We start from the raw sequence: 23,425 nt of genomic DNA on the forward strand, positions 1-23,425 counted from the left end.
CCTATGACGGTTCGGAAACTGATTGATCCTATCGAATCCATAGGGCAGGACTATGAAGCGCAGTCACTATCTTCGCGGTCCGTAGGTGTACTGCGGACGCGTTATCGGCAAAGCGTGCGCAAAGCCGTGCCACGTGGCCTGTCGGAAAGCCGCTCATCGCGGGGCGCTTCTTGCTCGTAGCGCATGGCTCTATCGCAACTTATTTCGATGAGTCGGGAGTAGATTGATCGCTTGGCATCCATGGATGTTCATATGAAAGCGAACACGAACGCCTGGTTCGGCAAGAAGCGTATCGGCTGGGGCATCGGCCCGCGAAGCTGGCAAGGCTGGCTGGTCATCGCAATCTATACGGTGATGATGATGGCGGTGCGAATAATGGCCGGGGCATCCCACCCCTGGCTAATCGGCGCAAGCACCGTCGTTCTGACCGTTGCGCTGTTCACCGTTATGTTCCTGAAATCGGGTCGCACCGAGCAGCATCGGCCATAGCCTGGGATGACCCGATTCGATGCTTCGCTATCGGGGCTCTACTCAATCCACAAGCTCGATGCCCAAGCCGTGCAGTAGTCCGGCCGCTTCCGTGCGCGTGAACTTCGCCCCCTTGACCTGGTTCTCGCGAATGTCCATGACGTAGTTGGTGGCTTCGGTGAAGTCCGCGCCGATCAGTTTCGTTTTACCGAACAGGCTTTCGGCAAAATCGGAGTAAGTGAAGTTGGCCCGACAGAAATCGCCCTGCCGAAGGTCGACGTTGCGGACCTTGCACTCTTCAAGCACCAGCTCCTGCAGGTTGAGGTCAAAAAATGACGAGTAGTTCACCACCGACTTGCGGAAAGCGAGCTTGGCCGGCGCGGCATAGCGTGGCCAGTCGGCGCGGGTCCAGTCCACGCCGATGACCTTGCATTCGTTGAACGTCACGCCCTGGAACTTGCTGGCCTTGATCTTCATGTTGCTCAGGTCGCACGCGGCGAAGGTGCAGTCGATGAACTTGCAATGGTCGAACGTTGCCTCGCTGAAGGCGCAGCGGGTGAACGTGCATTCCTCGAAGGTGAGCGAGGCGAGGGTGCTTTCGGCATAGTCCAGGCCTTGGAATGCCTTGAGGTAAAAATCGCTTTCCGTGCCGATACGTTCGTTCATGGGGGGGAGGGCTTGTGGAACACAGCGGCGATTGTCCGGCTTCGCCGTCACACGTTCAATCTTGCATAACCGGTGCAACTGTGTGCGAGGGCGCTGCGCGACGCGATGCCCGCTGCCATCACAATTGGCCCATCACCGCTGTGTACTATTTTGCGCATTTCCCACGCAGGATAATGCATCATGTCATCGGCTGAATCGCGCCATGCATGCGAAAGCGCGGCTGTCCATCCGCTTTCCAGCCCGCAACGGGATATCTACCACGATCAACTGATGAAGGGCCGTACGCCCACGTACAACATCGGTGGGTACGTCGACCTCTTCGGTGGCGTGGACGCGGTACGCTTCGAAAAGGCCTTGCAGCTCGCGGTGCGCAAGCACGATTGCCTGCGCTTGCGCCTGGTTTCCAGGGGCGATGACACACCCGGGCAGGTCATGGCGCAAGAACTTGCGATGTCGCTGCCCTTGCTGGATGTTTCCGGTCACGAGGCGCCCGAGCAGCACGCGCGGGCGTGGATTCGCGAGTGCATCAACACGCCGTTCGATCTGTTCGACGGGCCACTGTTTCGCTGCGCGCTCATCAAGCTTTCGGAAAACCGGTTCCAGTGGTTCATCTGCGCCCACCACATCGCCGTCGATGGCTGGGGCATCGATACCATCATCCAGTCCGTCGCCAGCCTGTACAGCGCGCTGGAGAACGGTGAGGCGCCGGATATCGAGGCACCGTCCTATCTTGCGTTCGTAGCCAACGATGCCGCTTACCTGGCATCCACGTCGTTCGCCAGGGATCGCGGTCACTGGCTCGGTACCTACCCGGACGTGCCCGATCCGTTGCTCTCGCCGCGCCATCGGGACACGGTCGTCGGCCAGCCTTTTTTGACCGGTGAATGTTCGTGGCGGCTGTCGCGCGATCTGGACGGGAAGATCGACGCCTTGGTCGCCGCGCATGGTTCGACGCGATTCCAGGTATTTCTCGGCCTGTTCCAGGCGTTCTTCCTGCGCCTGGAGCAGCGTGACGAGCTGATCGTCGGTATGTCCGTGCTGAACCGCAAGGACGCCGCGGCGCGGCGCACCGCCGGCATGTTCACCAATGTCCTGCCGATGCGCCTGGCGTTCGATACGAGCGATTCGTTCGTCGCCCTGATCGCGTCCATCGCGCCGGCCTTGCGCCAGGCGTATCGACACCAGCGTTTCCCCGTCGGCGCGTTGAACGAGGGCCTGGACCTTTTCCGGAGCCATCGCGCACAGCTCTACGACCTTTCCATCTCCTACGAGCATGGCGGCACCGAGCTGTTCTTCGGCACGGTCCGCGCACTCGTCGTGAAGTGCACGAACGATCACGAGGGCACGCCGCTTCGTTTGTGTGTCCGCGACGACCTGGGCGCCGGCGAGTCGACGATGTTCTTCATCTTCGGTCGCGCGTACTTCGACGATGGTGAGATCGCCACGCTGCGCGAGCGGTTCATCGTCTTCATGGAGGCGCTGCTCGCGGACGCCCACGCCCCGCTGGCCTCGATACCCGTCGTGCTCGCGGGCGAACGGACGCAGTTGGCGGCCTGGAACGCGACCGATGTTGCTTACCCGGATACGTGCCTGCACACGGCGTTCGAGCGCTGCGTCGACCGGCAGCCGGATGCCGTCGCCCTGGTGCACGGCGATGTATCGCTCAGCTACGCCGAACTCAACCGACGGGCCAACCGGCTTGCTTACCATCTGCTGGCGACGGGTGTGCAGCCGGACGACCGGATCGTCCTTTGCCTCGAACGCGGCGTATCGATGGTGATCGGCCTGCTGGCCATCCTCAAGGCGGGGGGCGCTTACGTACCCATCGATCCGACATACCCACCCGAGCGCCTGGCCTACCTGCTGCAGGATGCGCAACCGCGCCTGTTGCTGACGGACGAGACGGGGTGCCGCGCATTGGGTGCCTCCGTAGACGCGACGACGCACATGCGGCTGGACCTGCCTTCGCCATCGTGGATCACGCTGCCGGCGAGCAACCCCGAGCTGGCTGGCGTGACCTCGCAGCACCTGGCCTACGTCATCTATACCTCCGGCTCCACCGGGCAGCCCAAGGGGGTGATGGTCGAGCATCGTCACGTCGTCCATCAGGTCGTCGCGTTGCAGCGTGCCTACGACCTGCGGCCAGACGACCGTCTGTTGCAGTTCGCTTCGCTGGCCTTCGACATGTCGGTGGAGGAGATTTTTCCCGCGCTGGTTACCGGCGCCACGCTCGTGTTGCGCACTGATGCCTGCCTGGCCTCGCCGACGGCGTTTGCCGCCTTCTGTGCCGAGCACTGCCTGACCTGGATCAACCTTCCCAGCACGTTCTGGGCGCAGCTGGCCACGGAACGCCCCGAACTGCCGCTGCCGGCCACCTTGCGCCGGGTCAGCGTGGGCGGGGATGCCATCAGTCCTTCCGCGGTGGCCGCATGGTTTGCGAGGGCAGGGCACCGACCCACGCTGTTCAACGCCTATGGACCCACCGAGGCGACCGTCAACGCGACGCTGTTGCGCATGGACGAGGCGCCCCGCGTCCCGTCGATCGGACGCCCGGTAACGAATACCCAGGTGCATCTGCTCGATGCCCGGCAACAGCCCGTGCCTGTGGGAGCCGTCGGTGAGCTTTACATCGGCGGGAGCGGCGTGGCGCGAGGCTATCTCCACCGGCCGACGCTGACCGCCGAGCGTTTCATCGACGACCCGTTTGCGAACCGTGCCGGTGCACGCATGTACCGCACGGGCGATCTGGGTCGTTATCTGCCGGATGGCGCGATCGAATTCCTGGGTCGCAACGATCACCAGGTCAAGGTGCGCGGGTATCGCATCGAACTGGGTGAGATCGAGGCTCGTCTCGCGAAGCATCCTTCCGTACATGAAGCGGTGGTGCTCGCGTTGGGCGAGGGGCTGGCGCGACGGCTCGTCGCCTACGTGGTGACCCGCGCCGGCGAGGCCGACGATGCCGCGCTCGCCGGACTCTGGCGAGCGCATCTCGCCGTCGATTTGCCCGACTACATGCTGCCGTCCGCCTTCGTCCGTCTGGACGCCTTCCCACTCACGCCGAACGGCAAGCTCGATCGCAAGGCGCTGCCCGAGCCCGGCGACGAGGCGTTCGCGCTGCGGCCCTACGAGGCCCCCCGGAGCGAGGCGGAAAACGTACTGGCGACGCTGTGGCGGGAATTACTGGGTGTCGAGCGCATCGGGCGTCACGATCACTTCTTCGAACTCGGCGGCCACTCGCTGGTCGCCATTCGCCTGCTCGGTCGCATGGCGCAGGCCTTCGGTCGTGTGCTGCCGCTGGCCATGCTGTTCAGTCACCCTACCGTGGCCGAGCTGGCCGTGGCCGTCGAGGCGCTTGGGCGCGAAGACGCGCATCCTGTCCTGCCGCCCATCCGTCCCGTCGTCCACGGGGCGACGTTGCCGCTGTCCTACGCGCAGCAACGCCTGTGGTTCATGGACCAGCTGGACCGTGACAGTGCGATCTATCACGTGTCGCTGGTGGTACACATGGCAGGCGAGGTGGACGGCGCGCTGCTTCGCCGCAGCCTGGACCACCTGCTGGCGCGCCACGAGGCCTTGCGTACCGTGTTCCGAGCCATCGACGGCGAGCCGCATGCCGCGCTGCTGCCGACGGATACCGCGTTCCCGTTCGTCGAACACGACCTGCGCGGGACGAGTGACCTCGACGGCGCACTGGCCCGATACACCGACGATAATGCGCGCACGCCGTACGACCTCGAACACGGGCCGCTGGTCCGCGCCTGCCTCGTGCGTGTCGCTGACCGCGACTGCACATTGCTGCTGGGCATGCACCACATCGTCGCGGATGGCTGGTCCCTGCACCTGCTGGCGCGCGAGATCGGCACGCTGTACACCGCTTTTGCGCAAGGGAAGGACGACGCGCTGCCGCCGTTGCCGGTGCAGTATCCCGACTATGCCGCCTGGCAGCGTGCGGTACTGACACCCCAGCGCTTGCAACGCCAGGTCGACTATTGGCGGCACACGCTGGCCGGCGCGCCGGACTTGCTCAACCTGCCGACAGATCGTCCGCGCCCGGCGCGACAGTCGTTCGCGGGTGCGGTGGTGCCGCTGCGGGTCGATGGCAACGTGGCCGGTCGCCTCAGGCAGGTGTGCGCCCGGCACGGCGTGAGCCTGTTCATGCTGCTGACGGCGGCGTGGTCGAGCGTGCTGGCGCGTCTCTCGGGTCAGGACGACGTGGTGATCGGAACGCTGTCCGCCAATCGGGGGCAGCGCGAGATCGAGCCGCTCATCGGCTTCTTCGTCAGCACGCTGGCCCTGCGCCTGGACGTGTCCGGCGAGCCGGATACCGCCGGAATGCTCGCACGGGTACGCCAGCGCATCCTCGCGGCACAGGAAAACCAGGACCTGCCGTTCGAGCAGGTGGTGGAGATCGCGCGTCCGTCGCGACGGCTGGATCATTCGCCGTTGTTCCAGGTGCTCATCGCCTGGCAAAGCAACGACCGCGGGCGTTTCGCGTTGCCAGGCATCGAGGTGAGCCAGGTGGATATGTCCCTGGCGGCGATCCGCTACGACCTGGAACTGCATCTCTACGAGGACGACGACGCCATCGTCGGCGGACTCGGCTATGCCACCGCGTTGTTCGACGAGGCATCGATCGAGCGCCACGTGGGCTACCTGGGAGCCGTGCTGGATGCCATGGCCGCCGAGACGCCGCTGCCGTTGTCCCGCATCGCCTTGGCCGGTGCCGACGAACAGGCCTTGCTCGAACGCTGGAACCATACGGGGGTATCCGTCGCGCGGGAGGAGGGCATCCACCGGCTCTTCGAACGGCAGGCGGCGCGGTCGCCGGAGGCGATCGCCCTAATCCACGGCGAGGCACAGCTGGCCTATGGCGAGCTCAACAGGGAGGCGAACCGCCGGGCGCGTCATCTGCGCGCGCTCGGCATCGGCGCCGAGGGACGAACCGACCAGCGCGTTGCGCTCTGCGCCGAGCGCGGCTTCGCCATGGTCACCGCCATGCTCGCCATCCTCAAGGCGGGCGCCTGCTATGTACCGCTGGATCCCGCCTATCCCGCGGAACGGTTGCAGCAGGTGCTCGATGAAGCGGGCGCGACGCTGCTGCTTGCCGACGGCGCCGGGCGACGCGCAGTGGGCGACCTGTCGCTCGCGGCCCACCGTACGATCGACCTCGACAGCGCGCCGCCCGAAGACGACGCGATAGCATCGAACGACCTTGACCCGTTGCCCGGGGCGACGGATGCCAACCTCGCCTACGTGATCTACACGTCCGGCTCCACGGGAACGCCGAAAGGCGTCGCCATGCCGCACGGGCCGCTGGCCAACCTGGTGCACTGGCAACGAACGCAGAGCGAACATGCGGGCGCCCCGGCACCGCGCACCCTGCAATACGCCGCGCTCGGCTTCGACGTGGCGTTCCAGGAGATATTCGCCACGCTTTGTTTCGGGGGAGCGCTGGTCCTGGTGGATGCGGCGGTTCGTCTCCAGTTCGACGTGCTGGTGGACGTGTTGCGCGAGCAACGCGTGCAGCGCGTCTTCCTGCCGTACATCGCCTTGCAGTCGCTTGCCGAGGCGATCGACGAGGGTTCCGCTCATGGCGAATTGCTGCCCGACCTTCGCGAGGTGGCCGTGGCCGGCGAGCAGTTGCGCCTCACCCCGCAGATCAAGCGCCTGTTCGCGCGCTTGCCGGCGTGCGCCCTGCACAATCACTACGGACCCACGGAAACCCATGTGGTCACGGCGCAGACGCTCGGCCCGGGATCGATCGGTGACTCGCCCAGCCACGTACCCATCGGGCGTCCCGTCGCCAACGCCCGCGCCTATGTGCTCGACACCCAAGGCGTGCCGGTGCCGCTGGGTGCCGTCGGCGAGCTGTACATCGGCGGCGCCGGCATCGCGCGTGGGTACCTCGGTCGCGACGAGCTGACCGCCCAGCGGTTCGTGCGCGATCCGTTCGACCCCCACCCCGGTGCGCGCATGTATCGCACCGGCGATCTGGCCCGTTACCTGCCGGATGGACGACTGATCTGTCTCGGCCGTAACGATCATCAGGTCAAGGTCCGTGGTTTTCGCATCGAACTGGGCGATATCGAAGTCCATCTCGCCGATCATCCATTGGTACGGGAGTGTGCGGTGATCGCGCGTCCGGATACGCGTGGCGAGACGCAACTGGCCGCCTATGTCGTCGCGCCGGGCCAGGACGACGGCCTGGCGGCCACGCTGCATGCGCACCTCGCCGGCCTGTTGCCGGGCTACATGGTGCCCGCGGCGTTCATGCGTTTGGCCGCCATTCCGCTGACCGCGCACGGCAAGCTGGATCGCCACGCGTTGCCGTTACCCGACGAGCAGGCGTTTGCGCGCTCGGTCTACGCGCCGCCGCAAGGCGAGATCGAGGAGGGGCTGGCCACGTTGTGGCAGGGCCTGCTCGGCGTGGAACGGGTCGGGCGGCACGATCACTTCTTCGAGCTGGGCGGCCATTCGCTGATCGCGGTACGGTTGCTGAGTCGTCTGTCGCAGCGTTTCGGCGTGGCGTTGCCGCTGGCCGAGCTGTTCGCGCACCCGGTACTCAGCGAGCTGGCCGGCGTGCTGGCCGACAGCCGGCTCCGGTCAGGCGACACGGGCATCGAGGTCATCCCGCGCGCGTTTCGCGGGGACAGCGCGCCGCTGTCCCACGCCCAGCAGCGGCTCTGGTTCCTCGCCCAGCTCGAGGGGGACAGTGCCACGTATCACATCCCACTGACGGTGCGTCTCGAGGGTGGCCTCAACGTGGCGGCCTTGCGCAGCGCATTCCGCCGCCTGGTGGCGCGCCATGAAAGCCTGCGCACCATGTTCGTCGCCGAGCACGGGCGAGCGCACACCGTGGTACTCGGCGAGGATCGTGGCCCGGACCTGCACGACGACGACCTGCGTGACGGGCCTGACGTCGAAGCCGCGTTGACACGCTTCCTGGCGGAGGACAGGAACCGTCCGTTCGACTTCGCTGCCGGTCCCCTGGTTCGCGCCAGCCTGGTCAGGGTGGGCGAGACCCGCCATGTGCTGCAACTGACCCTGCATCACCTCGTGGCCGACGGCTGGTCGCTCGGCATCATCGCCGCTGAACTCGGCGCCTTTTATGCCGCCTGCGTGGACGGCGTGAATAGTCTCCTGCCGCCGTTGCCGATCCAGTACGCCGACTACGCCCTCTGGGAACGCGATCGCATGAGCGGGGACCGCCTCACGGCGCAAGCCGCGTACTGGCGACGTCAGCTCGCGGACGCACCGTCCCTGCTGACCCTGCCGACGGACAGGCCGCGTCCGGCACGTCAGTCGTTCGCCGGTGCGTTCCTTCCACTGACACTGGACCCCACGCTGACGCGTGCACTCAAACGTGTTGCCCACAAGCACGGCACGACCCTGTTCATGGTGGTGCTGGCAGCCTGGGCAGCGGTGTTGTCTCGGCTCGCCGGTCAATCCGAGGTGATGATCGGCACGCCCACTGCGGGACGCGGCCGGGAAGAACTGGAAGCGCTGATCGGCTTCTTCATCAATACCCTCGCGCTGCGCATCGACCTCGCCGCCCCACACGACGTCGCCTCGCTGCTCGACCACGTGCGGCAGGTCGCGCTGGATGCGCAGGCGCACCAGGACCTGCCGTTCGACCAGGTAGTGGAGATCGCGCAGGTGCCCCGGCGCGTCGATCGCACGCCGCTGGTCCAGGTGCTGTTCGCCTGGCAGAGCCACGACGAAGGCCGGTTGTCATTGCCGGGCATCGCGGTGGAACCGCTGCCCGCATTCGACTGGGTGAAGTTCGATATGGAGCTGATCCTGAGCGACGTGGACGGTAGTATCCAGGGCGGCTTCAACTACGCCACCGCCTTGTTCGACGACGACACCATGGCGCGTCACGCCGGCTACCTGCATACCGTCCTTGAAGCCATGGTGGCCGACGACACCGCGACGATAGCGGCCATCCCGTTGCTCGCCGTGCCCGAGCGGCGACAGCTGCTGGACGAGTGGAACCGTACCGAGGCACCGTATCCCACGCAGACGGGCATGCACCAGCTGGTGGAGCGCTGGGCGCGCGACACACCGGACGCGCCCGCGCTGGTCGATGTCCCGGAAACACTCTCGTACGCACAGTGGAATGCGCGCGCCAATGGTCTCGCCCATGAACTGATCGCGCGTGGCGTGCGCCCGGGCGGCCGGGTGGCGCTGTGTGTCGGGAAGGGTTCGGCCCTGTTCGTCGCGCTCCTCGCCGTATTGAAGACCGGCGCCGCGTACGTGCCGCTCGATCCGGCGTATGCCTCGGCGCGCCTGGACCATATCCTGGACGATGCCGCGCCCGGGCTCCTGCTTTACGACGACGCCGGACGCGCGGCGCTCGGCGCGGCGGCGCTCGCGGCGCGCGATGTGCTCGAGCTGACGCATCGGCTCGACCGGGACGACGAGGGGGCCGACAACCCGGACGTAGGCGGCTTCGATGCACGCATACTCGCGTACGTCATCTATACCTCCGGCTCCACCGGCACGCCGAAGGGCGTCATGGTGGAGCACCACGCGGTGGTCAACCTTGCGCTGTCGCTGAGCGAGCGGCTGGGCGTGGACGCAAACAGCCGGATCAGCCAGTTCGCCTCGCCCGGTTTCGATGCGAGCGTCTTCGAGAGCGTGATGGCGCTCGCCACGGGCAGTGCGCTGTGTTTCCCCACGCAGGCGGAGCGGCTGAATCCGGCCGCTTTCCTCGCCTTCATCGGGCGCCACGGCATAACCCACGCCTCGCTGCCGCCTGCCTTCCTGCAAGGCCACCTCGAAACCCCTCGCTGGAGGCATCGACCCACGCTCGTCTTCGTGGGTGACGCATCCGCGCCGGGGCTGGTGGCCACCTGGCAACGCCATGCCCGTATCGCCAACGCGTACGGCCCGACCGAAATCACGGTATGCGCCACGGTATGGCTGGCCCCTGACGAGTCCGGCGAACCGACCAGCGTGCCCATCGGCAGGCCACTCGCCAACACGCGACTGTATGTGCTCGACGACCAGTGTCTGCCGGTGCCGCGCGGCAGCGTCGGTGAGTTGCATATCGGCGGGGCAGGGGTCGCGCGCGGCTACTTCGACCGGCCCGTACTGACGGCCGAACGGTTCGTTCCCGATCCGTTCGATGCGCGGCCCGGCGCACGCATGTACCGCACGGGCGACCTTGTGCGTTACCTGCCGGACGGCAATCTCGTCTTCGTGGGACGCAACGACCATCAGGTCAAGTTGCGTGGCTTCCGCATCGAGCTAGGCGAGATCGAGAGCCAACTGGCGACGCATCCGATGGTGCGGGAGTGTGTCGTAATGGCCCGCGAGGATCGCCCCGGCGAGCAGCGCCTGGTGGCCTATGTGGCGGCGCATGCCGATGGCGACGCGGACGTCGCCGTCCTGCGCGATCACCTGGCCGCGCGGCTGCCGGACTACATGCTGCCCGCGGCGTTCGTCGTGCTCGCGGCGCTGCCGCTCACCGCGCACGGCAAGCTGGATCGCAAGGCGCTTCCCATGCCGGACGACGGTGCGTACGCCCGGCGTGCCTGGGAGCCGCCGCACGCCGGTACCGAGACCGCGCTGGCGAGGCTGTGGCGCGAGGTGCTGGGTGTCGGGCGTGTGGGTCGTCACGATCATTTCTTCGAGCTCGGCGGCCACTCGATGCTGGTCGTGCAACTGGTCATGCGCATCAACGAGGTCATGGACATGTCGGTGGCGGTACGCGATGTGTTCCGCTGTCCGGTGTTGACGGACATGGCGCAACTGATGTCTCCGGCCGATACGCTCCCGCCGTCACCCGTCCTCGACCTGGACAGGGAGATCGTGCTGGACGAGCTCATCCGTGCCGATGCGCGACCACGCGACCACGCGCCACCTTTACATATCCTGCTCACCGGCGCGTCGGGTTTTCTCGGGGTATTCCTGCTTGCATCGTTGCTGCGGCAGACGCAGGCGACGGTGCACTGTCTTGTCCGTTGTATCGACCCCGCGGACGGATGGTCGCGTCTGGCAGCGACCATCCGGCGGTTCGGCATCGCCGGGATCGATCCCGGCCGCGTGGTGATCGTGCCGGGCGATCTCGCGCAGCCGAAGCTCGGCCTGACCGAGGCGTGTTTCGATCGCCTGGCCGGGATGATCGACACGATCCACCACAACGGGGCATGGGTGGATTCGTTGCACACGTACGCCAGTCTGAAATCGTCCAACGTGACGGGCACCCAGGAGATCCTGCGCCTGGCGGCCCGGGGCACGCCCAAGCACATCCACTATGTATCCACGCTCAGCACGATACCGCCGGTCGAGAGCGCCGGACCGGACATCGTGGACGAGACGCAGCTGGCCGAGCACTGGCGTGGTCTTCCTTCAGGCTATGCCCAAAGCAAGTGGGTGGCCGAGCGGCTGCTGCGCGTCGGTGATGAGCGTGGTATTCCGTACACGGTCTACCGTCCCACGCATATCGCGGGCGCCTGCACGAACGGCGCCAGCAACGCCACCGATACCTGGAGCATGTTCATCGACGCGTGCCTCGTTCTCGAGTGTGTGCCGGACATCGATACGGCGATCAACTCGCTCCCGGTGGACGACATGGCCGACGCGATCGTGACCTTGTCGCTGCGAGGCGACGCGGGCGGACGCAGCCTCAACCTGATCCATCCACGGTCGTTCATGCTCGGCGAACTGACCCGACAGGTCGCGGTGATCGACGAGCTGGACGTGCAGCGCGTGGACTATCGGCAGTGGCGGCAGCGGCTCGGCGAGCATCCCGCCACCCGTCGCCTCGCCACCGTGATGCCGGTCGAGCTGTCGGCGCCGCCGGCCGGGACGCAGACCCGTGTGCCGATCGATCTGGGCAATGCGATGGTCGAGTTCGCTGGCGAGGGCGTGCGCGCTACGGCGATGACGCCCGAGCTATTGGGCATGTATGTGCGGTGGCGTTATGGGCAGATGGTGCAGCCGGCTTGATCGAAGTAGGGCGGGCAGGCAAACCCGTTGCCCGCTTTCATGCCGGCGGAACCGGATCAGCCGCGCACCGTGGAGAACGCCAGCCAAAGGCCAAGGCTGATCATGACGGCACCGGATACGCCAGCAAGTACGCGCTCACGGGACGCGCGTGCTTCCCCCGCGGCGAGGAAGTGGCTGGCCGCCATGACCGCGACAAGGTCGGCGCAGGTATTCATGGCGACGCAAAGGCAGCCGAGTATCACGAACTGAAGCGCGAACGGATGCGCTGGCGAGACGAACGGTGGGATGAAGGCGATGAAGAACATGGCCGTCTTGATGTTCAACGCTTCGACCACGACGCCGTCGCGGAACGCCTTGCCGGCACCCTCGCGTGCAAGTTCCGGCGCTACGTCCGGGCTTGTCCGCGTCAGCAGGATGCGCACGCCGAGATAAAGGAGGTAAGCGGCGCCCAGATACTTGATAAGAGCGTAGAGCCCCGGCGACGTGGCAATGACCACGGAGAGCCCGAGCGCGGACAGCACGACGTGCACCATGCCGCCGGCGGCGGTGCCGAACGACGATGCCACGCCTTCGCCGCGACCACCGGCAACAGTGCGGGCGACGACATAAGCGAGCCCGGGCCCCGGCACGACGGCCAAGGCGAGCGCAGCCAGGAGGAAAGCGAGCGAGGGGATCATCGGCGTGCCTCAACGGTCTAATATAGTGACCAGGATGGTTCAAGGTACTAACCAATGACCGATAAAGTCAATATATCGACCGTGGAGGAGGGTGTGGCCGATATGGGCAAGGCACTTTCCTCACGACTGAAGGGCTTGCGGAGCGAAGCGGGCTTTACCCTCGATGCGCTGTCGAAGCGCGCCGGGGTCAGCAAGGGCATGCTGGTGGAGATCGAGAAAGGTACGGCCAATCCGAGTATCGGCACGCTCTGCAAGATTGCGGCAGCCTTCGGTATCTCGGTGGCCGACATCGTAAGCGCCGCGCCGGCATCGCCGGTTCGGGTCGTGTCCGAAAGCGACATCCCCATCCTGTGGAACGGCGCTGGCGGCGGCACCGCCCGTTTGCTGGCTGGCACGTCGGGCCCCGACATGATCGAACTGTGGCGCTGGATCATGAAACCCGGAGAGGCTTATGAGTCGCAGGCGCACCCGTCGGGAACGATGGAATTATTCCATGTCGAAAAGGGCGAGCTTTCGTTGACGATCGGAGCTGCCGCGTTCGTCGTGCCGAAGGGGCATTCCGCCATCGCGAGGACGGATGTCGCGCATCACTATGCGAATGCAGGGAAGGGTGAGCTTGTGTTTACGATGTCCGTGGCGGAGCTGCATCGATCAAGGTAGCTCTGAATGATCCATGCGTCCGCGGACGAACATTTGCGTGTCTTATATGACGTCAATGCAAGGCGGTTCGCAGACGGGCAGCAAGCTCGATCCGTTCCTCGGTCGAGTAGGGCACCTTCTGACCTTTGTACAGTCCGTCGTTGTCGTATCGCGGAAAGACATGCAAATGGTAGTGCCAGACATCCTGGTTGCCGGCAGGTCCGTTATGCTGGCGGGTGGAGATTCCATCGCACTTAAAAACGTTCCGCATCGCCCGCGCTAGTCGGCGCGTGGCGCGAAAGAAGTCGTTTCCAAAATCGTCCGGGATATCCAAGACGTTTTCATGGTGCTTCCGCGGTATCACCAGACAATTGCCTTTTATCCCACCGTAATAGTGCGTGGGCACCAGCGCGAATACAGTGCTTTCGATCAGGACGACCGCCGATTCCGGCGCCGGCAGCGGCAGCGTCTCGGCGATACCGCAGAACGGGCATAGGTATCCGGGAGGTGCGTTCTTCATGCATATCCACTATGTCGGTGTCGTCACATCATCCCATGCGGCCTGCTCAAAACGCACAAGCCAGTTCAGCGCGTGATGACGTTCCTGGATCACGCCCGGGATGACGTTGGGAGGGAAGTCGCGGCGGCCGAGCTCAGCCTCGCGTATGACCCAATGCATGCGGAAGGTCATGTCGAGCGCGTCGAGGATATCATCGGTGAGACGCAGGCCACGCGTAGTCGGCATGCCATGCTCCGCATCGTCGAGCAGGCTGGCCGTGAGGCCGGCGACATCGCAAATCGTATCCGGCGCAGGGTGGTCCGGCCAAAGTCCTGCCGCCCAGGCGAGGGTCGCTATGCTCTCGTAGCGCCAACCCATCTGGGTGACGAGATGCTCGTCCGGGTTCTCGGCCTGGAGGAACGCTTGTTCGTCCGGCGACAGATACGGGAAGGCTTCTGGGAGGCGCTCGCGCATCTGTTCGACATCGAGCCGTTCGTCGTCGCGGATGCCTTCCGCGTAGGCGCTTACGATAAGCAAGGCCATCACGCGTCCGACGACGTCCGCCGGTGTACGCCATTGGGCTTCTTCCTCACCGACCACCGGTGGCAGGCTGGTCGAGGTGTGTATGCCTTTCTCCGAGAGTTCGGTCTCGATGACGGCTTTCCTCGCCACGGCATCGGCGGGATAGGGGACGTTCGCGGCGGGATCGCCGTTGCCCTCACTGTCGATCAGCACGCGGCCAGCCGTGTCGCGGACGCTTCCGTCATCGTGGAAGATCACCGCGTTCGCCCGTTCGGTCCATTGCGAGAACGCGGGGAGGGAGGATGGCGCGACGCTCAGGCTCACGTGATGCTGCACCCTCTGCAGATGCCGCATCAGGTGATAGCGCACGCGCGTCATCTCACCGTCGCCGCGGCTGAGCACGTAACCGATGAATCCCTCGAGGTGCTCGTGCAGGTCGGGGTCGCCCAGGTCGCGCTGTCCGAGCACGCGATGGGGAAAATCGATTGCGGGTAGCGTGCTTACCGTGGCATAGACGTTCAAGCGGAGTTCGCTTGCATCCCGGTCGTCGCCCGTGGGGGACGAGAGCATCGATGTGAGGCGTGTGAACATGGAGGAGGCTTCCTTCGCAGGTTCCGACGATTCTATCGCGAGGCTTTCCTGAACCCCGGAAACAACAAAGCCCCGCATCGCTGCGAGGCTTCGTCTATAATTGGTGCCCAAGAGAGGACTCGAACCTCCACGGTTTTACCCGCTAGTACCTGAAACTAGTGCGTCTACCAATTCCGCCACCTGGGCAGGTGTCCCGAAGCATCGCTGCCCCGTGAGCCGCGTAGATTAGGTAGGTCGAGTATGCTTGTCAACTATTTTGCACCCCGGATGTGAAACTATTTCCCATCCCCCTTCAAAGGTTCTTACGTGACAAAGAAAACGAAAGGTTCGGATACCGAACGCGGTCCCCGTAAACCCAAGGCCAGCCGCGCCGGCAAGGCGCCGGAAGGCAATACCCCGGTGCATGCCGTGGTCGATCCCCATGCCGAGCGCGAAGCCCAGCGCTACGAGAAGCCGATCCCCAGCCGCGAGGCCATCCTGGCCCTGCTGGAGGAACGCGGCGAGCTGCTGGCTGAATACGACATCGCCCGGGCGCTGCGCCTGTTCGACGAATACGAGATCGTCGCCCTCAACAAGCGTCTGGGCGCCATGGTCCGCGATGGCCAGCTGCTGCGTAACCGCCGCGGCGACTACGCGCCGGCGCAGAAACTCAGCCTGATCCCCGGCCGCGTCATCGCCAATGCCGAGGGCTACGGCTTCCTCCGTCCGGACGAGGGCGGCGACGACCTCTACCTCTCGCCGCAGCAGATGCGCAGCGTGCTCCACGGCGATCGCGTGCTCGCCAGCGTGGTCGGCATCGACCGTCGCGGCCGGCGCCAGGGCGCCATCGTGGAAGTGCTGGAGCGCCGCTCGCCGCGGATGGTCGGACGCGTGGTGATCGAGAACGGCGTGACCCTGGTGGAGCCGGACGATCGCCGCCTGCACCAGAACATCATGATTCCCGCCGGCCGCGACGCCGGTGCCCGCTCGGGCGAGATCGTCGTGGTGGAAATCACCGATCCGCCGACCCAGCAGCGCGGCCCCATGGGCACCGTGCGCGCCGTGCTCGGCGAGCGCCTGCAACCGTCGCTGGTGGTCGAGATGGCCATCGCCAGCCACGACCTGCCGCACGAGTTCCCGCCGCAGGTCATCCGCCAGGCCGAGGAAATCGAGCCCAAGGTCACCTCGGAAGAACGCAAGGGTCGCACGGACATCCGCAAGCTGCCCCTGGTCACCATCGACGGCGAGGACGCACGCGACTTCGACGACGCGGTGTATGCCGAGTCCCTGAAGGACGGCGGTTTCCGCCTGATCGTGGCCATCGCGGATGTCTCGCACTACGTGCCGGTGGGTACCCCGCTGGACGTCGAAGGCTACAACCGCAGCACGTCCACCTATTTCCCCGGGTTCGTCGTGCCGATGCTGCCGGAGACCTTGTCCAACGGCATCTGCTCGCTGATGCCGAAGGTCGAGCGCCTGTGCATGGTCTGCGACATGGAGATCGACGAGGAAGGCGAGGTCACCCGCTCCAAGTTCTACGACGCCGTGATGTTCTCGCATGCGCGCCTCACCTATAACAAGGTCTGGCAGGCCGTGGGCGAACGCAATGCCGACGTGCGCGACGAGATCGCCGACGTGCTGCCGCAGGTGGAAACCCTGCACAAGCTGTACAAGGTGATGGCCAAGGCACGCAAGCGCCGCGGCGCCATCGATTTCGAGACCCCGGAAGTCAAATTCCGCCTGGGGCCGGCGGGCGATGTGCAGTCGATGGGCGCTTCGGATCGCAACGACGCGCACAAGATGATCGAGGAATGCATGATCGCCGCCAACGTGCAGGCGGCGCGGTTCCTCACCAAGCGCAAGGTGCCTGCGCTGTACCGCGTGCATGCCACGCCCCCGGCCGAGAAATACGAAGACCTCCTGCAGTTCCTCAAGGAGTTCAAGCTGAAGATGCCGCCGGCCGACGAAGTCACGCCTGCGGATTTCTCGGCGCTGCTGAAGAAGGTGCAGGACCGCCCCGAGGCGGAGCTGATCCAGTCGGTGCTGCTGCGCGCGCAGAGCATGGCCATCTATCACCCGGAAAACCAGGGTCACTTCGGCCTGGCGCTGGATGCGTACGCACACTTCACCTCGCCGATCCGCCGTTACCCCGATCTGCTGGTCCATCGTGCGATCCGCTACGCGATCACGCGGGGCAAGCCGTCGGAATACGTCTACAGCGACACGCAGATGTCCGCCATGGCCATCCATTGCTCGCAGCGCGAGCGGCGTGCCGAGGAAGCCGAGCGCGACGTGGACGAGCGCTTCAAGTGCGCCTGGATGGAGAAACACGTGGGCGAGGAATTCGCCGGCACCATCACCGGCGTCACCTCGTTCGGGCTGTTCGTCGAGCTGGCCGCCTCGCGCGTGTCGGGTTTGGTGCATGTCTCGCAGCTACCCAACGATTACTACAAGTTCGATCCGGTACGTCACCTCCTGCAGGGTGAGCGCACCGGCGCGGCGTATCGCCTGGGCGACTACGTAAGCGTGCAGGTGCTGCGCGCCAGCCTGGAAGACCGCAAGATCGACTTCCGCCTCATCGCACGGCTGGCCGCGCTGCCCAAGCCCGCGCCGAAGGTGGCCGCACCGGTCGCCGCGCCGCGCTCGGGCATGATGGAAGCGGGCAGGGCGATGGGTCGTGCGGCGAAGAAAGCCGTCGGCCGCATCTTCGGCAAGAAGACTCCGGCACCGGTGGCCGTCGAGGAACCGATCGCGCCGAAAGCCCGTCCGGAGCGTTCGGCGGCGGCGGAAACCACGGCCGATCGCTCGGAGCGTTCGTCGCAGCGGGGCTCCCTCCAGCGCGGCCCGCGTCAGGCGGGCGGTGGTGAACCGCGCCAGGACGACAACCGCTCGGGCAACCGTCGTGGGCCGCGTCGCGACGACACGCGCGACACGTCGCCGTCGCCATCTTCGGAGGCTCCGGCACGGGGCAGGGCGACATCGAAGCGCGGTGGCGCGCCGGCGGGTGCGGGTGTGTCGACCGAAGGCCGCTCGTCGGCTCCGGCCGCGAAGAAAACCGCCAGGAAGCAGGCCGCGGCACCATCGCACGCACCGACGACGGACACACCGACGGCGGAGCAGGCACCGGCGAAGAAGTCCACGACGCGTCGTGGTCCGCGTAAACCCAGGAGCAAGCCGCAAGCATGAGCGAGTCGTGGATCGTAGGCATCAATCCGGTCGAGGGCGCACTCGTCAACGACCCGGATCGTATCCGTGAAGTACTGATCGAGCAGGGTTCGAAGAACGCCCGTATCGCCGAGATCGCGGCACAGGCGCGCAAGCTCGGCCTGATCGTCAAGCCGGTGGCCAAGGAACAGCTGGAAAAGCTCGGTGGCGAAGCACGCCACCAGGGCGTCATCGCACGCTACGAAACGCCGCCGCTGCGCGACGAGAGCGCCTTGCCGGCGTTGCTCGAGGCGGCAGGGGCGGATGCGCTGGTGCTCATACTGGACGGCGTGACCGACCCGCACAACCTGGGCGCATGCCTGCGCAGTGCGGCAGCGGCCAAGGTGACGGCGGTGGTGGTACCGAAGGATCGCGCAGTAGGCATCACCCCCACGGTGCGCCGCGCGTCCGCCGGTGGCGCCGACCTGGTGCCGCTGATCGCGGTGACCAACCTCGCCCGCGCCCTGCGCCTGCTGAAGGACGCGGGCGTCTGGATCACCGGGCTGGACGGCGACACCGACCAGTCCATCTACGCGATCGACCTGAAGGGGCCGGTGGCGCTGGTGATGGGTAGCGAGGGTGACGGCATGCGCCGACTCACCCGCGATACCTGCGATTTCGTGGCGAAGATACCAATGCCCGGCGGGATGGAGAGCCTCAACGTCTCCGTCGCCACGGGTGTCGTCCTGTTCGAGGCGTTGCGTCAGCGAGGTGCGAAGAAATGAATGCGATGTTCTGGCACGACTGGGCGGGTCTGGTCGGCGTGGCGTTGGTGCTGATCGCCTTCCTCCTGCTCCAGGCGCACAAGCTGTCCGGCCAGGGTTACGCCTATCAGGTGATGAACCTGCTCGGCGCGTTCGGCATCCTGCTGTCGCTGGTGTTCGGCATGTTCAACCTGTCGGCATTCGTGCAGGAGATGGCCTGGTTCCTGATCAGCGTCTACGGCATCGTTCGTGGCACGAAGGTACGCAAGGCCGCGAGCGATCCCACGAGCGGTTCTACCGGTTCGACCGGCCCGACCGTCGGCCCCTCGGTCTGACGAGCGGGTCAGTGCGGGGTTACACACGCTCCGTATAATGGCAACGGGCCGGCGCAATGCCGGCTCGCTTCCGGGGACGACCCCGGAACGCGCACCATCTCCGCGGGGACGACCCCGCTCTTGCGGAGCACACTCCCATGTATTGGTTGATTCTTGTCGTGGCCGGCTTGTTCGAAATCGCCTGGGCCGTCGGCCTTAAATACACCGAGGGCTTTACCCGTATGGTGCCCAGTGTCCTCACCGCGGGCGCGATGCTGGTGAGCATCGTGCTGCTGGCCTTCGCGACGAAACAGCTGCCCCTGGGCACGGCGTACGCGGTGTGGACCGGCATAGGCGCCGTCGGCGCGGTGATTTTCGGTATCGTGTTGTTCGGTGAGTCGGCGCAGCCGTTGCGGCTGGTGTGCGTCGGGCTGATCGTGCTGGGGATTGTGGGGTTGAAGCTCACGTCATCGTCTGCGTAGCCGTGGATCGCGCTGGTTGGGGCGATCGGGGTGGAGCGTATGAGGCGATGGGGGTGTGTCGCCGCTGCGTTGGCTTTTCGCGCACATCGTGCGCTCCTACCGTCGGGGTAGGAGCGCACGATGTGCGCGATTTGCGATCACGTGCGAAACGGCCCCTATGCGCGCCCGATCGACGCGCGCCCGATCGACGTTACATATCCGGATTGGCGGTGGTATCGCGCTTGATCCGTGGCGCGACCAGCGGCTCGCCATGCACGACGAACCAGACGTTCTCGGCGATGTTGGTGGCGTGGTCGCCGATGCGCTCGATGTTCTTCGCCATGAACAGCAGGTGGGTGCACGGCGTGATGTTGCGCGGGTCTTCCATCATGTACGTCAGCAACGCGCGGAACACCACGGTGTACGCCTCGTCGAGGTCGGCATCCGACTTCCACACTTCATAGGCGGCTTCGGCGTCCTGCGCGTCGTAGGCCTTGAGCACGTTGCGCAGCTGCTCGGCGGCCAGTTCCGCGAGGTTCTTCAGCCCGCCGGCGGCGCTGATCGGCGCCACGCGGCTGAGCGGGATGGAACGCTTCGCGACATTGGCGGCGTAGTCGCCGATGCGCTCGATGTCGGCGGCGATGCGCAGCGCCGCGAACACGTTGCGCAGGTCGCCGGCGATGGGCGCGCGCAGGGCGAGCAGGCGGACCACGTCCTGGCTGACTTCCTGCTCCAGGGCATCCAGCGCGTCGTCGTTGTCGACCACCCGCTGCGCCGCGCGCTCGTCGCGACGTTCCACCACGTCGATGGCGGCTTCCAGCTGCGCCACGGCCAGTTCGCCCATGCGGACGATCTCGCCGGTGAGGCGCTTCAGTTCGCCGTCGTAGCTCTTGATGATGTGTTCGTGCGGGTTGTTCATCGCGGGTGCCTCGAAGTGGGGAACGCTCAGCCGAACCGGCCGGTGATGTAGTCTTCGGTCTGCTTCTTATCCGGCTTGGTAAAGATCTTCTCGGTCCGGTCGAACTCGATCAGCTCGCCCATGTACATGAACGCGGTCATGTCCGAGCAGCGCGCCGCCTGCTGCATGTTGTGCGTCACGATCACGATGGTGAACTGGCTTTTCAGCTCTTCCACCAGTTGCTCGATGCGGCTGGTGGCGATCGGGTCCAGCGCGGAGGTGGGTTCGTCCAGCAGCAGCACTTCCGGCTTCAGCGCGATGCCGCGCGCGATGCACAGGCGCTGCTGCTGACCGCCGGAGAGGCCGAGCGCGCTCTGCTTGAGCTTGTCCTTCACCTCGTCCCACAGCGCCGCGCCGCGCAGGGCCTGCTCCACGCGGCCTTCCATGTCGCTGCGGTTGAGCTTTTCGTGATGGCGGATGCCGTAGGCCACGTTCTCGAAGATGGTCATCGGGAACGGCACCGGCTTCTGGAACACCATGCCGACCTTGCTGCGCAGGCGGTTGAGCGAGTACTTCGGGTCGAGGATGTTCTCGCCGTCCAGCACGATCTCGCCGCTGGCGCGCAGGCTGGGATAGATCGCGTAGATGCGGTTGAAGATGCGCAGCAGGGTGGACTTGCCGCAACCGGACGGCCCGATGATGGCGGTGACCTTCTTCTCCGGCACGTCCATCGCGATGTTCTTCAGCGCGTGGAACTCGCCGTAGTGGAAGTTGAGGTCGCGCACGGTCATCTTCGGCGCCGCCTGGCCGAGGTCGACGGCGGCGGCGTGCGGCGAGGTGCCGAATCCGGGCTTGGACGCGACTTCGTTGAGATTAGTCATTGGACACCTTGGAACGCGAGAAGACGAAGCGGGCGGTAAGGCTGAGCGCCAGCACGAACATGGTGAGCACGAAGGCGCCGGCCCAGGCCAGGGTGTTGATGTCCGGGCTGGGGTCCTTCGTGTATTCGTAGATGACCTGCGGCAGGCTGGGCATCTTGTCGATCGGGTTGAAGGTCATGAAGTTGTTGCCGAACGCCGTGAACAGCAGGGGCGCCGTTTCGCCACTGATGCGAGCCAGGGCCAGCAGCACGCCCGTGACGATGCCCGAGCGCGCGGAGCGCACCAGGATCTGCAGGGTCAGCTTCCACTGCGGCACGCCCAGCGACAGCGCCGCCTCGCGCAGCGTGCCGGGTACCAGCCGCAGCATTTCGTCGGTGGTGCGGACGATGACGGGCAGGGCGATGAGGGCCAGGGCGATGCCGCCGGCGATGCCGGAGAAGGTCACATCGCCGCCGGTCAGCCACTTGGATGGCAGCACGATCACGGTATAGACGAACAGGCCCAGCACGATCGACGGTGCCGAGAGCAGGATGTCGTTGAGGAAGCGGATGGTCGGCCCTAGCCGCGAGCGGCGCGAGTATTCCGCCAGCCAGGTGCCGGCGGCGACGCCGATGGGCGTGGCGATCAGGATGCCGATCACGTTGAGGATGAGGCTGCCGACCATGGCGTTGGCCAGGCCGCCTTCCTCGCGGTACGCGGTAATCTTGGTGAACAGCTGCGGCCGGAGGCCGGCGATGCCCTGGCTCAGGGTTTCCCAGAGGATCCACGCCAGGAACAGCAGGCCGATGCCGGTGGCGAGCACGCTGAAGACCATCGCGAGGATGTTCTTGATACGGCGCCGGGTATACAGCGAGGCGGACATCAGGTGCCCTCCTTGGTCGCCAGGCGGCGGAGCATGAGTCGCGCGATCAGCAGCACGATGAAGGTCACCACGAACAGCAGGAAGGCCAGCGCCATGAGTGCCGATTTCTGCAGGCCCTCCGCTTCGCCGAACTGGTTGGCGATGGTGGAGGCGATGGAGCTGCCGGTCTCGAGGATGGACGGGGTGAACTGGAAGGTGTTGCCCAGCACGAAGGCGACCGCCATGGTCTCGCCGAGCGCGCGGCCCAGGCCGAGGAAGATGCCGCCGATCACCGCCGTGCGGGTGTACGGCACCACGATGTCCCACACCACTTCCCAGGTGCTGGAGCCCAGGGCATATGCCGATTCCTTCAGCCGGGTGGGTACGGTCTGGAACACCTCGCGCATCACCGAGGAAATGAACGGGATGATCATCACCGCCAGCACCAGGCCCGCGGTGAGCACACCGGCGCCGAAGAACGGGTATTCGCTGGAGAAGAACTTCGCGATCCAGGGCACGTGCTGCACCAGCCACGACACCTGGCCGTCCGGCGGCTCCGTGCTGAGGTTGTTCATCAGCCACGGCTTGATATGTGCGGCCACGAAGGGCGCGAAGATGAAAAGACCCCACATGCCGTAGATGATCGACGGAATGCCGGCCAGCAGTTCGATGGCCGAGCTGACCGGACCGCGCAGCCAGCCGGGCGCGATTTCGGTGAGGAAGAGGGCGATGCCGAAGCTGACCGGCACGGCGAAGATCAGGGCGATGAGCGCGGTAACCACGGTGCCCATGACGGGAACCAGGGCGCCATAGCGGTTGTTGGTCGGATCCCACTCGGCGCTGGTGAGGAAGCCCCAGCCGAACGTGGCGAAGGCGTCGCGGCCCAGCCACAGCGTGGAGGCGGCGGCGCCGACGAGGCACACCAGGACCAGGAGGGCGCAGGCTTTCAATGCCCAGCCGAATATCCGGTCGTTACGCGTGTCCCGCGCGTTGCGGGACGCTTCCGCCTGGCGTTCCCGATCGGCTACGGCGTTGCTGACGGTGGCGTGCATGGTCGGTGCGAATTCCCGAAAGGCCTTTCAAACATGTGGGTCGCCGCTCCTGTCGGAACGGCGACCCGCCTGG

At 65.8% G+C, this 23,425-nt stretch carries 15 protein-coding genes and 1 tRNA gene; 7 read left to right on the forward strand and 9 right to left on the reverse strand.

Annotated elements, in window-relative coordinates; translation table 11 throughout:
* Positions 1-252 precede the first annotated feature (252 nt).
* Positions 253-489: a hypothetical protein gene (locus FA89_RS11385; protein ID WP_036140709.1), complete on the forward strand. Its 237-nt coding sequence runs from the start codon at positions 253-255 to the stop codon at positions 487-489.
* Positions 490-531: 42 nt separating this feature from the next.
* Here FA89_RS11385 and FA89_RS11390 read toward each other — a convergent pair whose 3' ends face one another.
* On the reverse strand, positions 532-1,134 hold the full coding sequence (locus tag FA89_RS11390; protein WP_036140710.1) for a pentapeptide repeat-containing protein: 603 nt from the start codon (positions 1,132-1,134) through the stop codon (positions 532-534).
* 180 nt (positions 1,135-1,314) lie between these two features.
* Between FA89_RS11390 and FA89_RS11395 the strand changes: the two genes are divergently transcribed.
* A complete protein-coding gene (locus FA89_RS11395; RefSeq protein ID WP_081916493.1) occupies positions 1,315-12,090 on the forward strand; it encodes a non-ribosomal peptide synthetase in 10,776 nt (3,591 codons plus the stop codon).
* Between the two features lie 56 nt (positions 12,091-12,146).
* Here FA89_RS11395 and FA89_RS11400 read toward each other — a convergent pair whose 3' ends face one another.
* Positions 12,147-12,767: a LysE family translocator gene (locus FA89_RS11400; protein ID WP_036140711.1), complete on the reverse strand. Its 621-nt coding sequence runs from the start codon at positions 12,765-12,767 to the stop codon at positions 12,147-12,149.
* Between the two features lie 54 nt (positions 12,768-12,821).
* Here FA89_RS11400 and FA89_RS11405 point away from each other — a divergent pair, with 54 nt between their 5' ends.
* A complete protein-coding gene (locus FA89_RS11405) occupies positions 12,822-13,427 on the forward strand; it encodes a helix-turn-helix domain-containing protein (protein ID WP_036140712.1) in 606 nt (201 codons plus the stop codon).
* Between the two features lie 52 nt (positions 13,428-13,479).
* Here the strand turns inward: FA89_RS11405 and FA89_RS11410 are convergent, their stop codons facing one another.
* The 3 genes from FA89_RS11410 to FA89_RS11420 form a co-directional block, all read right to left on the reverse strand.
* A complete protein-coding gene (locus FA89_RS11410; RefSeq protein WP_081916495.1) occupies positions 13,480-13,926 on the reverse strand; it encodes an HIT family protein in 447 nt (148 codons plus the stop codon).
* A 9-nt stretch (positions 13,927-13,935) separates the two neighbouring features.
* A complete protein-coding gene (locus FA89_RS11415; protein ID WP_051938709.1) occupies positions 13,936-15,018 on the reverse strand; it encodes a DUF4272 domain-containing protein in 1,083 nt (360 codons plus the stop codon).
* Between the two features lie 101 nt (positions 15,019-15,119).
* Positions 15,120-15,204: transfer RNA gene (locus FA89_RS11420), tRNA-Leu, on the reverse strand.
* A 120-nt stretch (positions 15,205-15,324) separates the two neighbouring features.
* Between FA89_RS11420 and rnr the strand changes: the two genes are divergently transcribed.
* The 4 genes from rnr (at position 15,325) to sugE (ending at position 19,701) form a co-directional block, all read left to right on the forward strand.
* Positions 15,325-18,183: a ribonuclease R gene (rnr, locus tag FA89_RS11425; protein ID WP_343123034.1), complete on the forward strand. Its 2,859-nt coding sequence runs from the start codon at positions 15,325-15,327 to the stop codon at positions 18,181-18,183.
* The gene (rlmB, locus tag FA89_RS11430; protein WP_036140713.1) at positions 18,180-18,926 is read left to right on the forward strand and encodes a 23S rRNA (guanosine(2251)-2'-O)-methyltransferase RlmB; all 747 of its coding nucleotides are present in this window, start codon (positions 18,180-18,182) and stop codon (positions 18,924-18,926) included. The genes rnr and rlmB overlap by 4 nt, the downstream gene beginning before the upstream one ends.
* The gene (locus tag FA89_RS11435) at positions 18,923-19,240 is read left to right on the forward strand and encodes a CBU_0592 family membrane protein (RefSeq protein ID WP_051938710.1); all 318 of its coding nucleotides are present in this window, start codon (positions 18,923-18,925) and stop codon (positions 19,238-19,240) included. The genes rlmB and FA89_RS11435 overlap by 4 nt, the downstream gene beginning before the upstream one ends.
* Positions 19,241-19,377: 137 nt before the next feature.
* Complete coding sequence (gene sugE, locus FA89_RS11440; RefSeq protein ID WP_036140714.1) at positions 19,378-19,701, forward strand: quaternary ammonium compound efflux SMR transporter SugE; 324 nt, start codon at positions 19,378-19,380, stop codon at positions 19,699-19,701.
* Between the two features lie 190 nt (positions 19,702-19,891).
* Here the strand turns inward: sugE and phoU are convergent, their stop codons facing one another.
* From phoU to pstC, 4 genes are read right to left on the reverse strand one after another with little or no spacing between them, the layout of a single operon-like run.
* Positions 19,892-20,599: a phosphate signaling complex protein PhoU gene (gene phoU, locus FA89_RS11445; RefSeq protein WP_036140715.1), complete on the reverse strand. Its 708-nt coding sequence runs from the start codon at positions 20,597-20,599 to the stop codon at positions 19,892-19,894.
* A gap of 26 nt (positions 20,600-20,625) precedes the next feature.
* Entirely contained in the window at positions 20,626-21,459 is an 834-nt protein-coding gene (gene pstB / locus FA89_RS11450) for a phosphate ABC transporter ATP-binding protein PstB (RefSeq protein WP_036140716.1), read from the reverse strand.
* The gene (gene pstA / locus FA89_RS11455; protein ID WP_036140717.1) at positions 21,452-22,321 is read right to left on the reverse strand and encodes a phosphate ABC transporter permease PstA; all 870 of its coding nucleotides are present in this window, start codon (positions 22,319-22,321) and stop codon (positions 21,452-21,454) included. The genes pstB and pstA overlap by 8 nt, the downstream gene beginning before the upstream one ends.
* Positions 22,321-23,352: a phosphate ABC transporter permease subunit PstC gene (pstC, locus tag FA89_RS11460; RefSeq protein WP_036140718.1), complete on the reverse strand. Its 1,032-nt coding sequence runs from the start codon at positions 23,350-23,352 to the stop codon at positions 22,321-22,323. The genes pstA and pstC overlap by 1 nt, the downstream gene beginning before the upstream one ends.
* Positions 23,353-23,425 lie beyond the last annotated feature (73 nt).

Origin of the sequence: Luteibacter sp. 9135 (assembly GCF_000745005.1) — a bacterium.
Taxonomy (GTDB): Bacteria; Pseudomonadota; Gammaproteobacteria; order Xanthomonadales; family Rhodanobacteraceae; genus Luteibacter.